Annotated in this window: 14 protein-coding genes and 2 pseudogenes; 13 read left to right on the forward strand and 3 right to left on the reverse strand. The window is 49.2% G+C overall.

Annotation, left to right across the window (positions count from 1 at the left end; all coding sequences use genetic code 11):
- Positions 1-206, reverse strand: a 206-nt coding sequence (locus tag ABYP33_RS13470; RefSeq protein WP_373091594.1) for a hypothetical protein, incomplete at its 3' end; no start/stop codon positions are given.
- Between the two features lie 130 nt (positions 207-336).
- Here ABYP33_RS13470 and ABYP33_RS13475 point away from each other — a divergent pair.
- The 12 genes and pseudogenes from ABYP33_RS13475 (at position 337) to ABYP33_RS13530 (ending at position 13,396) form a co-directional block, all read left to right on the forward strand.
- Complete coding sequence (locus ABYP33_RS13475; protein WP_373091595.1) at positions 337-645, forward strand: hypothetical protein; 309 nt, start codon at positions 337-339, stop codon at positions 643-645.
- A 480-nt stretch (positions 646-1,125) separates the two neighbouring features.
- Positions 1,126-1,326, forward strand: a pseudogene (locus tag ABYP33_RS13480) (transposase); the annotation flags it as partial.
- A 1,168-nt stretch (positions 1,327-2,494) separates the two neighbouring features.
- The gene (locus ABYP33_RS13485) at positions 2,495-3,544 is read left to right on the forward strand and encodes a DUF3034 family protein (RefSeq protein WP_373091597.1); all 1,050 of its coding nucleotides are present in this window, start codon (positions 2,495-2,497) and stop codon (positions 3,542-3,544) included.
- A gap of 41 nt (positions 3,545-3,585) precedes the next feature.
- The gene (locus ABYP33_RS13490; protein ID WP_373091598.1) at positions 3,586-4,047 is read left to right on the forward strand and encodes a group 1 truncated hemoglobin; all 462 of its coding nucleotides are present in this window, start codon (positions 3,586-3,588) and stop codon (positions 4,045-4,047) included.
- 19 nt (positions 4,048-4,066) lie between these two features.
- On the forward strand, positions 4,067-4,669 hold the full coding sequence (locus tag ABYP33_RS13495) for an FMN-binding protein (protein ID WP_373091599.1): 603 nt from the start codon (positions 4,067-4,069) through the stop codon (positions 4,667-4,669).
- Between the two features lie 23 nt (positions 4,670-4,692).
- A complete protein-coding gene (locus ABYP33_RS13500; protein ID WP_373091601.1) occupies positions 4,693-5,589 on the forward strand; it encodes a PepSY domain-containing protein in 897 nt (298 codons plus the stop codon).
- Positions 5,590-5,623: 34 nt separating this feature from the next.
- Positions 5,624-6,337 carry a cupredoxin domain-containing protein gene (locus tag ABYP33_RS13505; RefSeq protein WP_373091603.1) on the forward strand — a complete coding sequence of 238 codons (714 nt, stop codon included), beginning with the start codon at positions 5,624-5,626 and terminating at the stop codon, positions 6,335-6,337.
- A gap of 87 nt (positions 6,338-6,424) precedes the next feature.
- Positions 6,425-7,132, forward strand: a complete 708-nt coding sequence (gene arsH / locus ABYP33_RS13510; RefSeq protein WP_373091604.1) for an arsenical resistance protein ArsH — start codon at positions 6,425-6,427, stop codon at positions 7,130-7,132.
- A gap of 4 nt (positions 7,133-7,136) precedes the next feature.
- Positions 7,137-7,880, forward strand: a complete 744-nt coding sequence (locus ABYP33_RS13515; protein WP_373091605.1) for a 4'-phosphopantetheinyl transferase — start codon at positions 7,137-7,139, stop codon at positions 7,878-7,880.
- A 204-nt stretch (positions 7,881-8,084) separates the two neighbouring features.
- Positions 8,085-11,054, forward strand: a complete 2,970-nt coding sequence (locus tag ABYP33_RS13520; RefSeq protein WP_373091606.1) for an AMP-binding protein — start codon at positions 8,085-8,087, stop codon at positions 11,052-11,054.
- A complete protein-coding gene (locus tag ABYP33_RS13525; RefSeq protein WP_373091607.1) occupies positions 11,047-12,180 on the forward strand; it encodes a hypothetical protein in 1,134 nt (377 codons plus the stop codon). The genes ABYP33_RS13520 and ABYP33_RS13525 overlap by 8 nt, the downstream gene beginning before the upstream one ends.
- Positions 12,158-13,396, forward strand: coding sequence for a cytochrome P450 (locus ABYP33_RS13530; RefSeq protein ID WP_373091608.1), 1,239 nt, complete (start codon positions 12,158-12,160; stop codon positions 13,394-13,396). The genes ABYP33_RS13525 and ABYP33_RS13530 overlap by 23 nt, the downstream gene beginning before the upstream one ends.
- Positions 13,397-13,616: 220 nt before the next feature.
- Here the strand turns inward: ABYP33_RS13530 and ABYP33_RS13535 are convergent, their stop codons facing one another.
- A complete protein-coding gene (locus ABYP33_RS13535; RefSeq protein ID WP_373091609.1) occupies positions 13,617-13,865 on the reverse strand; it encodes a hypothetical protein in 249 nt (82 codons plus the stop codon).
- 13 nt (positions 13,866-13,878) lie between these two features.
- Positions 13,879-14,091, reverse strand: a complete 213-nt coding sequence (locus tag ABYP33_RS13540) for a hypothetical protein (RefSeq protein WP_373091611.1) — start codon at positions 14,089-14,091, stop codon at positions 13,879-13,881.
- A 274-nt stretch (positions 14,092-14,365) separates the two neighbouring features.
- On the opposite strand from ABYP33_RS13540, the pseudogene ABYP33_RS13545 reads away from it, so the two are divergent.
- Positions 14,366-14,643 (forward strand): annotated as a pseudogene (locus ABYP33_RS13545) (MotA/TolQ/ExbB proton channel family protein); the annotation flags it as partial.

The raw sequence follows: 14,643 nt of genomic DNA on the forward strand, positions 1-14,643 counted from the left end.
ATACCAATGCCGGCACCAACATCATTAAACCTGGTTTGGGCGCAACCTTTTTCAGCAAACAACTGCTGCGCCGCTCGAAGCAGCCGCGCGATGGTGTCTTCTTTGCTACTGCCACGAGGTCGGCCAACCAAGATCGCAGGCTTAGCCTTAGCAATGACTGTCGCGTTGGACGTTACCATAATATTCGCAGGATAATTCAAAGCCACACAACATCCAGAAGTTACATAAATGTAACATCCTTGCCAAGACCCGCGCACTGCATTAAGTTACAGATAAATAACTTAATATGATATAATTGAATATTAAGACGAAGCAGTTAATTTGGTGGAGCGCTCTATGCAACTCAGCATGGCTATGCGGCAGTACCTATTAATTGGCTTGGGCGGCATAGTGCACTGGTGGTATTACGCGCGCAACCGCGATAACAGCCAGCGCTGGAACATCCAACCCGAGCGATTTCCAGCAAAACACCTTGACAGCGAGGCAATGTCGCTGGAAATCTTCAACTACAATCTTGCCACCGTTGTAATGGCAACACAGGCCTGGGGCGTATTTGAACACGACTGGTTCCGTCTGCACGTCGACATTGCCGAATACGGCTGCAACTGCACCGTGCCGAGCTGTTCTTGTGCTGGCTATTTATAGAGGCGATAACCTATTACATGCAGGCGGGCACCTACCTTGGCTCTACACACGCGTTCACTACATACACCACCGCTATAGCACGCCAACCTACTGGACAATCTCCACAATGCACCCGCTAGAGCGAATTGCTCATACGTCTTATATAGCACTGCCCACCTCTATCATCCCCATGCATATTAACCATTGTCCACGCCATTCATCAGAGCAAAAAACGGCCAGCGCCGCCGCGCTATACACCCTAGTAGCGGCTTTTTTTTATGGCCTATTAACCCGACGACCAATAGCCTCCGACACAATACCGTCCATGGACGCAAAAACTGATGCAAGAACATTATCTCTAGAAGTTCTTGACGAGAAACGCCGACAGGCGCATCGACTTCGGACACGCGGAATGGCGAGATTGACCGGGGAACGAGACCGGTCTGCGTAACGATTGCCAGCATGAGCTGAGCTATGCGCCCATAGGCCAAGCGTGAGCCGTGCAACACGATTTCGGCGGTGACCAGTCAGGGCAAGTTAAGGTACTGGATATTTGAAGGTAATATGAATACCGATAGACTGATTGATTTCATGATGCGATTGCTCAAGGATGCGAAGCGCAAAGTATTCTTGATTCTGGATAATTTGTGTGTACATCACGCTACGCCGGTAAAAGAAAGGTTAGAGACGCACAAAAGATAATCAAAGTATTCTATCTGCTGGCCTCGTGCTTCTGTTCAATTTACCGGCGCCCACGAGAATCCCGCGACAATCTGCTTATACTATTCCCCCTGCGCTACTTAAACTTAGCAGGCCACCTTTATATGTATATCGCCAAATTCGATCTGTTTTTCTCAGCGAGCCCCACCGAGCTTACGCAACAGGGCTTGGCAACTGGCAATCCCATTGCAATGCTAGTTGCCATCATGGCGTCGACGGCTATCATACTCTTTAGCCACCCACTCCCCAGCGACGAGCCTGAATATATAAAGCCATCTATATTGCCAATTAGAATATATATTTTTAACAACGACCGGCGCGCACAGCGTCAATACGCGGGGTACAGATATATTGCTGTCGGCGGAGGAAGTCGGCAGTAATCATCAAATTAGAATGTGCACCACAAGCTTTCATTAATTCGCTCACGGCCTATAGCCCACGAGCACCAACGCTACTTGTCGGCTAAAGCGGTTATAAGTGTGGCGCCATCCCTACTTAAATGCGTCTCGCCGCCGACACCCCGCGGCGCGCATCCCGCACTCATTTTCAAAACAGTGACCCTCATCACACTTAGCGGCACCCTTTTATTTTCATAAAACCACCTGATTATTGCCATTAACAGGCAAAAATAAAAATTTCGCCCCAAATTGCGCCAAGCATAAGAAATTCAACGCCGTAAAATGGCCACATTTTTGTGCAATAGCGGAAATCACCATTTTAATGCATCCTCAAAAACTCAAAAAACAGATCCAATAGCAAAAAAATAAAAATGCCCGAAAATTTTCATGTAATTAAAAAAATGTTCCAAAATAAATCGTCGCTATTTGAAAACTCAATTTTCGCCCTCTTTAGACGCAATATTTTTTATATGCACAAAAAAATTAGCACAATAAAAGAGCACCCATTTCTCAAACTCAGCGCTAAAAACACGATTATTGGTATCTGGCACACCCATTGCTAAGTGTGTAACGCACCCTTAAGAAGACGGATAGCGTGTTTTAGAACGGCAACAATTTGGCGCGCATAAGTGTTTGTCGAAAGACAATCCCCTATGAAAACCCATTGTACCGACACTACAACTAGACATTTCTGCAAAACGCGGGGCGCTTTACTCAAGCACGGTAGTTTTCTATTGATTAGGAGCATCAAGATGAAAGAAGCAAAAAAAAACGGCTTGCGTCTTTTTAAAAGCGCAACCCTCGTTGCCGCAATTTTTGCGAGCAATATAACTCAGGCCGAAATGTTTAACACCGGCAAGGTACTCGCGACTGGCGGCGTCAGCATGATCGACGGCGCAGGCGGTGGTGGTATCACTCCTTGGGCGACGATTACGGGTTACGCAACTCGTGACGGTATTAACGGAAACCTGCATTACACATACGCACCACTAGCAAATTATACCTTACATTCGATCGGCGCAGCGGTTGGCTTTTGGGATCGTTTTGAGCTCTCATATACAAAGAGCAGCCTCACTACTGGCTCGACCTTCGATACCCTCGGTTTAGTTTTTGACACCGTGGGAGGCCTTACCGATGAAACAGCTGGTATACCGGTTAGTACTGGTATCGAACCATTCAACACCACTATTGAAATGGATATCGTTGGTGCCAAGGTTCGGGTTTTCGGCGAAGCAATCTACGATTCTGACAACCTTATTCCTCAGGTTGCCATCGGTGGTTTTTACAAAAACAATAAAAATGATGAACTACTAACTACATTAAAAGCAGCCAAGACCAAAGATTGGGAGGCTTATATAGCGGCGACAAAAATTTTCTTTCCTATCAATACACTCGTTAACATTACTGCGCGTTACAGTGCAGCCAACCAAACCGGCCTGACCGGATTTGGCGGGCCGGACGGCGATGACAAGGAAATTCGGCCAGAGATCTCCCTCGCCTACTTGCTACGCAAAGACACTGTTATTGGTGTTGAGTGGGCAAAACACGGTGACAACGTCAACGGCCAAAGTGTAGACGTTGCTGACATAGACCTAACTGGACTACAACCAACGTTAGGAACTCTAGGCCTTGGTAATTTAGCCGGAACACTTACCCAGAATGAAAGCGACTGGTTCGACGCCTTTGTTGCATATTTCCCCAACAAAAACCTGTCAATGACCTTTGCCTACGCAATGCTCGGCGACATCACAATCACCCCTGACCAACACGGCTTTTATCTATCACTTCAGGCTAGTTTCTAAAAGCGTTATTAGCTAAGTCTACTCGATCTCAGGAGAACACCATGAAACCGATATTTCGCACTATCGCCATTGCAATTCTCGCGGGTACAGCCGCTCTGCCGAGCTTTGCGCAAACCGGTAAAACACCAACCTTGCCAGCACTTGACGACGACGCGCTAGAACAATGGGGCGGGGAAGAAGGTGTGCGCAACTGGGTAGAAAGCTTATTTTACTACATTATGCTCGACAACCGGATTAATCATATTTTCCGCGAGTTTGGCAATATTGAGCGCCAGATCTTTTTAAACACCCAGCTAGAGCAACTTGTATTAGGTGGCGCGGTGGAATACCAAGGGGCCAGCATGGCCGCGGCGCACGCCGACCTCGGCATTACCGTAACGCAATTCAATGCGGTTGTTGAAGCAGCATATAACGCCTGCGAGCGCATCAACGTGACCTACGAAGCCTGCAACCAGTTAATCGCTGCGTTGGCGCCGTATGAACGCGTGATTGTAACTCGTTAATCAGTATCCTGGAGAACACATGCTCTATCCATTTGTAAAAATGGGCGGCACGGCATCTACTTCAGATGCCGTTGCACGGCGCCCGCAAGACGCAGAAAAAATAATATTGTTTTTATTTTTCCTTATTATTACCGGTCTCTATTCAGGAAATGTGAAAGCCTTTGAACTGTATAAAACATTTCAGACACCGGATGTCTTTCTCGCTGAAATGTTTAATAACCAGGTGCCCGCACCTACTGTGCTGAATTTAGACGCCGAAGCACAACGTGAAATAAGTGCGGTATTTAACCGCCCCTTCCCCTCTCAGCGGGTGCGCTACTGGAAGGACGCTAATAAGACCGTGTGGGTTTTTGATGACATAGGCAAGGAAGGCTATGTGCCGACCACCTCAGGGTTTGCTGTGAGCGGCGGTGCCATCGAGACCGCTCGCGTCCTTATTTACCGGGAATCTCGCGGTGAACAAGTTGCAGAACCGTCATTCCTCAACCAATTAAAAGGAGCAAAGGCAGCTGGAAATAAGCTGAGTAATAAGGTGGACAATATTACCGGCGCTACGCTGTCGGTACAAATGATGGAGCGCATGGCACGAACCGCCCTCACCTTAGATACCTTAAGTCACTAATAAATGGCCTTCTGGGAGGCTCTATGAACACGCAACATGCCCTTCGCGCCGAAGCAGACCGGGCGGCCCACAATGATTCACAAACACCAACGGTTAAAAAGGTCGGCATAAAGCCCGTCTCGTCTACACAAAAAAGGCCAAGCGCCCCTAAGCGCAATACGTCATTACTATTGCGCCAGTGGCACCAACGCCTTGGTATATTTGCCTTTGTATTTATGGGTTGGCTAGGTTTCAGTGGTATTTTACTTAATCAGAGCGTCAGCATGGGACTCGACGCTATTCGCGTCGGGTCCAGCACGCTGATGTCGCTTTATGGTTTGCATACCACGATTCCGGAAAACGGCTATTTTTCTGCTGGGCACTGGCTCGTTACTACAACAGAAAATACCGTTTTAGACAATATCGCCCTCGACCGACACATTCCCTCACCCCTGGGCTTTGTCGACATCAAAAACAACGGCGACGAACTCTTGTTTGTTGCGACCAATGACAAACTCACCTTGTTATCACCCACCGGTGTGCTCATTGAAGAACTCAGCGGCTATATGCTCCCCGTTGGCCATATTCGCGGCATTGGCATCGTAGAACAACAAGATACGTCATTTTTAGCACTTCAAGGTGAAGGGACTTATATTAGTGCCGACGGCTTAAGCTGGCAGGAGTTTGACAACACCGAGACTATAAGCTGGTCGTCACTTACCCAGCTCGACGACGATGCAAAATCCGACGTCGAGCCCTATGCCCACCCTACCGTTGCCCTAGAACAAGTCTTAATTGACCTACACAGCGGTCGTTTGTTTGGCACCATTGGCTCCAGCCTGATTAACTTGGTAGGCGCCGCCGCCGTCTTATTATCGATTAGCGGTATCTGGATGACATGGCGCACCAATCGTATGCGCAACGCTCGTCAAAAAAAGTAATCGCCGATTCCCAAGAGTCGATGTGGAGGTAAAAGTGAAAGTGTATTTAGTGTTTACGTCGTTAGCCGCGCTAATCATGTTTGCGGGTGCAGCAATTTCTTCAGATATAATGACAAGCAATGGCGGTTCGGTAAAAATTCAAAGCTATGCATTTACTCCCAAGACGATAACTAGCCAACCAGGCGAAGACATTGTATGGATCAACAACGACAGTGCCAGCCACAGTATTCTAATCGACGGCCACGAAAGCCCACGCTTAAGAAGGGGCGGCGAATATCATTACACCTTTTCATCTTCCGGAGAATATCACTACCAGTGTGGCATTCATCCAGCGATGAAAGGCACGATCATCATCGCGGAAAATGGCGCGGGAAAAGCGTCTCAATCGCCCCCAACTAGCCCTCAGCCTCGTCCTGTCATGGAGAAATCTATGCCATCTATGTCGCCTGTTTCGATCTCAACACCGCGCCCCAAAGTCGTTCAAAACGACATTTCAGCGGGCAAAGACACCGTATCCATTGTCGATTTCATGCGGTTTTCTCCGGCGGTACTCACCGTGACCGCCGGTACCGAGGTCACCTGGAATAACCACGACGGCTCCAACCATATTATTCAAGTTGGCAATATCCGCAGCCCACGATTACGCCACGATGCGAGTTTTTCCTACCGCTTTGATAAGCCCGGTGAATACCCGTATATCTGCGGTATTCACGGCAATAAAATGTCGGGAAAAATTATCGTAAAGTAAATTTTGACCGCAAGTAACGCGATGGTTGATCCACATTCTAGGCTAGGGCAAACTTAGGCCTTTATTGCTGCAACGCTGCCCTAGACTATGACTGATATCGTCAATTGTGACCCCGACGCCCTAAGCCCCATCAATACAGATCAATTATTACAGCCCGTCAGCGATGACAGCCCAATCAAAATCTTGATTCTCTACGGTTCGCTACGAAAGCGCTCGTTCAGCCGCTTGCTCGGCCAAGAGTGCGCGCGGCTACTGAACTATTATGGTGCCGAAGCCAGAATATATAATCCCTCTGGCCTCCCCCTACCCGACGATAGTGGCGACGACCATCCAAAGGTCGTCGAGCTGCGCGAACTCGCACAGTGGTGCGACGGTATGGTGTGGTGCTCGCCGGAACGTCACGGCGCCATGACCGGCATTATGAAAGCGCAAATCGACTGGATACCCCTTAGCATCGGCGCGGTGCGGCCAACCCAGGGTAAAACCTTGGCGGTAATGCAAGTCAATGGCGGCTCGCAGTCTTTTAACGCGGTCAATCAAATGCGCATATTAGGTCGCTGGATGCGGATGTTTACCATTCCCAACCAGTCCTCGGTTGCCAAAGCGTGGCTGGAGTTTGACGACAACGACCGCATGAAGCCCTCGGCTTATTACAATCGGGTCATAGACGTTATAGAAGAGCTAGTGAAATTCACGCTGCTACTCAGAAACAAAAAGGAAATATTGGTCGACCGCTACTCCGAGCGGGTTGAGTCTGCCGAAGCCCTGCGCCAGCGACTTAGTGTGCGCAGTTAAGAGCATGAGTAAAACGGCGCAAAAGGCACTCGCGGAATTTATCTGTATTACCCCTGTAGACCAGCGCCTAAATCCCGCTGTTTTAATGTCGGGGTCATTCAAGCTTGAGCTATTTGACGACGCGTTTTTTAGCCAAGCCGCAATCCACCTACCAGACACGATCAGCAGGGCCAGCAGCAAACGCAAGGCGGAATATTTTTGTGGTCGCTATCTTGCCGCACTAGCACTGCGTCACTACGGTGTAGATCATTTTGATGTGCTCGCCGACGATAAGCGCTGCCCCCAGTGGCCCACAGGATTCAGTGGCAGCATTAGCCACACCGACGATTTTGCCGCCTGCGCCCTAGCACCGTCCAGCCAACTTGGCGCAATTGGTATTGATTGCCAAGACATTCTCTCACCACAAAAGGCCGATAGACTGTGGTCAAAAATTATTGACGATAACGAGCTCAACATCATCCACGGCTCGCGCTTCGAACTTCATTACGCGCTAACACTGTGCTTCTCAGCCAAAGAGAGCATCTATAAAGCACTCTTCCCTTTTATCACACATTTCTTCGGTTTCAGCGCCGCCAAACTCTGCGCAATAAATTCCACTCAGCAATGCTTAGAATTTCATTTCGCTCCAGAACTGGCCGCGCCACTTAGCATCAAACATCCCCTAAAGGTATATTACCATCACGACAGCGATCGTATTCTTAGCTACCTATCCCTTACCCCTCAGCAGGTTTATTCTGCTACAATTTAAAATCACTCATTATTATTGACTGCACACTCGCGGGCCAAACACGCCGTAAAAGACAGCTATCCAGCTTGTGCAATGCGAAATAAAATGAATTAATCGATATTTATACTTTAGAATCAAAATCTTAGAGCGAACATTAAAAACTTAACATAAACGTTTAAAGCTAAAAACACAAAAGACAAGTGAACGGAGTATGGATGCTGCCGGATGAATACCCAAGAAAACGGATTAGCTAAGCTAACTTTACTTGAATACCACCATCTTTCGGCGCAGGCCGCACACCCCGCCGTATTTGCACTCGGCCAAGCCCCACTCAGCTATGCCGCCTTAGCCCAGCAACTCCAATACACCCACGAGCAGCTTCAACTCGCAGGCATCGCTCGCGAGGATCGCGTTGCAGTTATTCTGCCACAAGGGCCAGAAAATGCAGTCCTCTGCCTAGCATTGATGGAGTACTGTTGCTGTGTGCCGCTAAATCCTGAGTTAAATGCAATTGAATTACATGCACTCATAGCGCCACTCGATATCGCACTGCTGATCACCTCGCCAGAACAACGCCCAACTGACGTAGTCGCCAAACAAAATAAACTGCAATGTCTACACTTGATACCTAAGCTTACAGGCCTCGCGGGCGAATTTTCACTTGTTAAGAATAGCCCACCCCCCAAAAGAGCCACGCCTAGCAAAATTCCTCACGCCGCATCCGATACCTGCTTGCTGTTACATACATCCGGCACCACTGCAAGACCAAAACAAGTTCCCTTGAGCCGCCAAAACTTACTGGTTTCATGCCAAAACCTAATCCAGTCACTCTCGCTTTCTCAGCGTGATACTGTATTAAATATGATGCCGCAATTTCATATCGGCGCGTTACTCGACGTGCTGCTCGCCCCACTATTAAGTGGCGGCAGTGTCATTATTGCTCGCGACTTAAGCGCTTCGACTTTTTTTAATTGTCTCAAACAGTTCCACGCAACGTGGTATCAAGGTGTACCCACTATGCTCGCCGAGCTGTGCCGCGAAGCCCGCCTTATGGCGCAATCAGATCTCAGCGCCAGTCTACGGTTTTGTCGTTCAGTGTCCGCGCCACTATCCGAAGCTACTCATCTTCAGTTTGAATCTCTGTTCAATATCCCCGTCGTCGAAATTTACGGCATGAGCGAAGCCGCCGGTCTTATTTGCAGTAATCCAATAACACCGAAATCGCAGCGCAAGGGCAGTGTTGGCCGTTGTGCCCGCGTGGCAATTAAGATCATTGATGACTACGGCAATCCCACGGAATTTGGTCAAGTAGGTGAAATCATAATAGCCGGTAAAAACGTTTTTACCGGCTATTTAAATCAGGAGGCGAATCAGACTGATTTTATCGGAAGTTGGTTTAGAACCGGTGATCTCGGCTATTTTGATGAAGACGGATATCTTTTTTTAAACGGACGCATCAAAGACATCATTAACCGTGGCGGCGAAAAAATTTCGCCACTTGAAATAGACAACTGCCTGCTAAGCCTTCCAGAAATTCAAGACGCTGCGTGTTTTTCCTCCGAACACCCAAGCTTAGGCGAAGAAGTCGCTGCCGCCGTTGTCCTCAATAGCAACGCAAAATATAATTCAGAAAGCATACTAGCAAAACTGAGCACACAACTTAGTCAGCATAAAATCCCCCGCGAGCTGTTTTTCTGTGAGAAACTACCTCGCAACGCAGGGGGAAAACTACAGCGTCACAAGCTCTCAGAAAAATACGGCAGTAAACCGCGACTCCCAAGCAAAGCCATACTACCACCCCGTAGTGATTTAGAAAGACAATTACGGAAAATATGGCAACATCACCTTGAAATTGAAGACATTAGTGTCGACGATAATTTCTTTGACTTAGGCGGGAACTCGCTGAGCGCAACGAGCTTTATCGCCGACCTAGAGGCGCTCCTCGACGCCAAGCTCCCACCCGGAATTTTATTCGATTACCCCAGTATTGCAGAACTCGATCGCGTCCTAAGCGAGCGAAAAAATAGTGCCGAACACCCTATGCTAAGCCAGAAGCTAAGTCATGCGCAGCGCGCCGCGATCAGCTCCGGAATTCCTGCGGATATTTTCAGCAAGCTACTTCAATACACCAGTGCGTGGCAGGGCTGCCGCCTGCGCGCTGACGCTCTACTCTTTGCCTACAATACCCTCGGCAGCCAAACGCCGCTTTTTTGGGGCGCCCAAGGCGAAGAAGAAGTAGCCAATTTAGCCCGCGCACTTGGACCAGACCAACCCGTTTATGGCTTTCGTTCGCTGTATCTTATCGACGGCAAAAACGATGACTACAGCCATGCCTTAGCCCAGTACTATTTAAAGGAATTACAAGAAATTCAACACGCTGGACCTTACTTTCTCGGCGGCTTCTGCGAAGCCGCTAAAATTGCTTTTAGCATTGCCCAGCAATTACATCAGCAACAACAAGAGCCAAGCCTATTATGCCTTGTAGAAAAATTTATTCCCCAGCAATACTCTGGCAGGCTTAGTTTATTTTTTTGCCAAGACGGTCGACGCAGCGCCTACCAGAATTATCAATGTCCCGAGATCGGCTGGCGAAAATATTACCACGGCGCGCTGTCCGGCACTCGATTACAAGCAAAACACAAAAAGATATTTAATGATGCTTTTATCAATGACTTTGCCGAACGGCTTAAAGAGGAATTGCATTGCGCCAAAGCATCTCACCCTAGCGCTAATAGTATCGAACCGCCACGCAAGGATCTCCAACATCTTCCCCGCAGTGCCTACCAGTGTGAGCTGCGCGCAGACTTAGCACGTAGGCTAACACCCAATCAAAACACTTCCCTCACCATCAAAATTCGTAACGCCAGCGAGACTACTTGGCAAACGAGCGCGAACAGCGGTATCTTTTTACATGCGCACTGGCGACGCCAAGACAAAGTGCGTATATGGCGCGCCGCCAGTATCGCCCTGCCCTGTGCGCTGCCGCCAGATGCAATGGTCAACATAGATATTACCGTTACGACACCATCGCGGCCAGGGCGCTGGACACTAGAGCTGGGATTAAGCGACGAGGGAATTTGTCATTTCAAAGATCACGACTGCGCGCCGCTGGCGCTGCCCACAACCATAATTTATGGCGCCAATCTTTGGCAAAAAGCCCGAAACCTGCTTAAGGATACCGTCCCTCATGACTAGCCACCGCTCACCATTTTACGCCAAGCTTACCGCAAAAATTACCGCCCTAGGGGGAATGCACAACGCGCACTTACATCTAGACAGAGCTGGTACGATTGACGAAGAATACATCACCGTTGCCCAGCAAAGTGTGCTCGCAACGTCGCATATTTCACTGCACCAAAAACACCATCTTATCTATCAGCTCCACGCTGGCCCGGCATATGATGACGAGGATTTTAGGGAGAGAATTACTTACTTTCTCAACGATATGATCGCCAATAACACCCGGCGTGCCGACACCTTGGTCGATGTTACTGCGGATAATCTCGGCTTGTCGGCACTACACCGAATGCAAGATATTAAACGGCAATATCAAGACAAAATTTCACTGAATATCGCCGCTTACTCGCCCTTTGGTTTTAAAGACAGCGAGCCGCAGCGCTGGGAGCTATTTGCAGCAGGCGCGGCGGAGTCAGATTTTATAGCCGCCTTACCCGAAGCCGACGACCGCGATGAATACCCCGATCACATCGGCTTTGATGAACATCTCGCGCGCACCATCGAACTCGCAAGAAATAAACGCTGCATGCTGCATGTGCACAGCGACCAACGCAACGAAGACAGTGAATCTGGCACCGAACGCCTCGTTAAAGTCATAAAAAAGCAGGGCGCGCTAAGTACTGCCAATGGCGAACCCTTAGTATGGGCAGTACACATGATTTCGCCTTCTACTTACGACGAAAAGCGATTTCAACATTTGGTCAACGGCTTGCTCGAATGCAATATTGGCGTCATCTGCTGTCCCTCTGCCGCCATTGGCATGCGCCAATTACGCTCGCTGCCAAGCCCGACCTTCAACAGTATTCCTCGTGTATTGGAACTGCTAGAAGCAGGCGTTCACGTTCGTCTAGCCTCCGACAATATTGCCGACATCTGTTCGCCCAGCACCACCGCCAATCTTATTGACGAACTATTTATGCTCTCGGCGGCAATTCGCTACTACGATGTCGACATTCTCGCCAAGCTCGCGGTAGGGAAAAAACTTAACAGCGCTGAACGCGTCGCCATTCGTGAGCATCTCAACAATAACAATATAGAAATTGCCAAGGTGCTTGCCAATCGTGCTCAAATATATTCGCGCTAAATTTCGTCCCGCTAACCTTTCTCATACGGCAGCGCCGCCTACATTCGCTGCAATCGATCCCTATTCCCAGGCATTTATCGACTCGCCTTATAGTGCCCTTGAACAGCTGCACTATCATTCGCCGGTACACCGCTGCACTAGCGGCAGCTGGCTGCTGAGTCGGCATCGCGATATTAGCGCCGCGCTCGCTGATCCGCGACTAAGCAATACCCCTTCTGACTATGCGGTAGTCAACCAGCGGCATCGCGGCCGTTATACCTGCGCCGACGTGGCCAATAACACCCTACCCTTCATGGACGCCCCGCAGCACACCGAGGCTCGGCGAAGTATCGCGCGCGTATTCCACGAACAATTGCGCAGGACCTCTTTACAAAGTAATTTACCCACAGACACACCTTCTGATTTGCTGCATGATTTTGCCACACCGCTGTGCGCCAAAACCCTATGCAGCCTATTTGGCATTGCTCCTCGCCAGCAAACTGCGGAGTTAGATCGCCAATTAAAGCGGTGGGCAAATTGGTTTTTTTCGTTATTTTCCGCCATTCCCTCCCAGCAGCACCGTCAGCAGCTCGATGCAGAGCTGCTTTCCTTTCGCCAATTCTGTTCTGGGCTTCTAAATCAGAAACGCCAACACCCCAGTAACGACCTCCCCTCTGCGCTAGCCCAGCTTCACGACCAAACCCCTCGCATTAGCGATACATTTATGGCCGACAACTGCATGCTGTTGTTCGCCAATGGCCTTAATGCAGATTACGCAATTGCCAATGCCCTACATTGCTTGCTACAACAGCCCGAAAAAATAGATCAGCTGCGCGCCAAGCCCGAGCTCATTGCCGCTGCTGCAGACGAGCTTCTGCGCTTCGATTCACCGGTTTTATTTATCGCCCGTCGAGCATTAGAAGATGTACAACTGCATGATCAAATGATCAAAAAAAATAGCGGGGTATTGCTGATGCTTGCCGCCGCCAACCGCGACCCCGACGTGTTCACTGACGCCAACACCTTGAATTTCGAACGCGAGGCGAAACCCTATTTGAGCTTTGGTCGCGGCCAACACGGCTGTATTGGCCGCGTTTTAGTGAAGCAATTACTTGAACTGTCACTGCGCTGGCTAATCAGCGAGACGCCCCACGTTGCACTAGTTCGGACTCAGCCCCTTTGGCAACACCAAGCTGGACATCGCTGGCTACAAGATTTACCAGTAAAAATTCCTTAGCTTTCTTAAATGGCAGCTGGATAAGCGGATAACGGTAGCGCTCAAGAATATGCCCGTAAAGCTCATTAAAGCGCGACTGCAATGGCGCGATAAAACCGCTGGCGCCACTGGCCGCTACTTGCATTGCGGATATGGCCTTTTCTACTCCCGGTCTGCACCTCGCTATAGCGAGCAAAATATTTTCCCGCCACACGCACTGCAAATAGCAATTCCATAAATGTCAGTAACTCATTGAATACAGTCGTTTCACACCCGAGAATATCTTCATATTTAAAAACCTTGCACGCTCGTCTTCCAAAGGCCGCCAGCGCATACTATTAAAGTGATGACGTCGAAACTCTGGCGCGGCGAACCAGCCCTCTTCCAGGAATGCGCCACTCAAATACTTACTCAGCGATTGCGCCTGTCCCAGCACTGTGGGTACCGCGCCGTTGACGATCTTCCACTCAATATCGCGCGACGCCGCCACATCGCACTAGGGTTCAGCGGGAGCGCTTGTGATAAAAATAAGCCGACACCAATACATCTCGCGGGTCACCCACTGAAACCACATCGCCGATCTTGGCCATGGCCGTAATAGGCAAAGAACCGCCGTTGCCCTGAACCCGCCCTGCTTGCACAGCATCAGTAAGTAGCTTTCGGCCGGCAAGCCCAGAGTGATCGGCCAATAAATATTCATAACTCCATTTATTCACCCTTTATCCGCCATGATCTAAACCTGTAAACAGCGACATATTGCACCGCCCAAACCACGTTTTCTCTCACCGCTTAGATCAGTTTACTTGCCAGGCTTACCAACCATTCAACTGTGCACCAAACCATTATTACCCACAGTAAATCTCACGCCAAGCATCGCTCCAAAATGCAACTACGCAAAAATACGGCAAGACGATTGACAACAGACCCCACTTATACGTTAATGATAACCATTATCATTAAGATTACCATTAAATACGGTTCGAGCCTACTATGTTGCACGTTCTTATCACCGGCGGCCCCGTTATTTGGCTGCTGTCGCTCTTTTCACTCCTCGGACTAACCGTGGCCAGCTATAAAGTATGGCAGCTATTTGGCCAACTAAAACTCAATGACGACGCCGCAACACAGGCATTTAAACTGTTTGAAGAAGGCAGAAAGCCCGAGGCCTTAATGCTGATCAACGCTCATCAAAACCCCAGCGCTAAGGCGTTGAGCCGTTGCCTACAGTTGTTTAGCAATAAATACCTCAGCTTGCAGCAGGCCCGCGA

Origin of the sequence: Zhongshania sp., from assembly GCF_041584495.1 — a bacterium.
In the GTDB taxonomy this organism is placed as follows: Bacteria; Pseudomonadota; Gammaproteobacteria; order Pseudomonadales; family Spongiibacteraceae; genus Spongiibacter.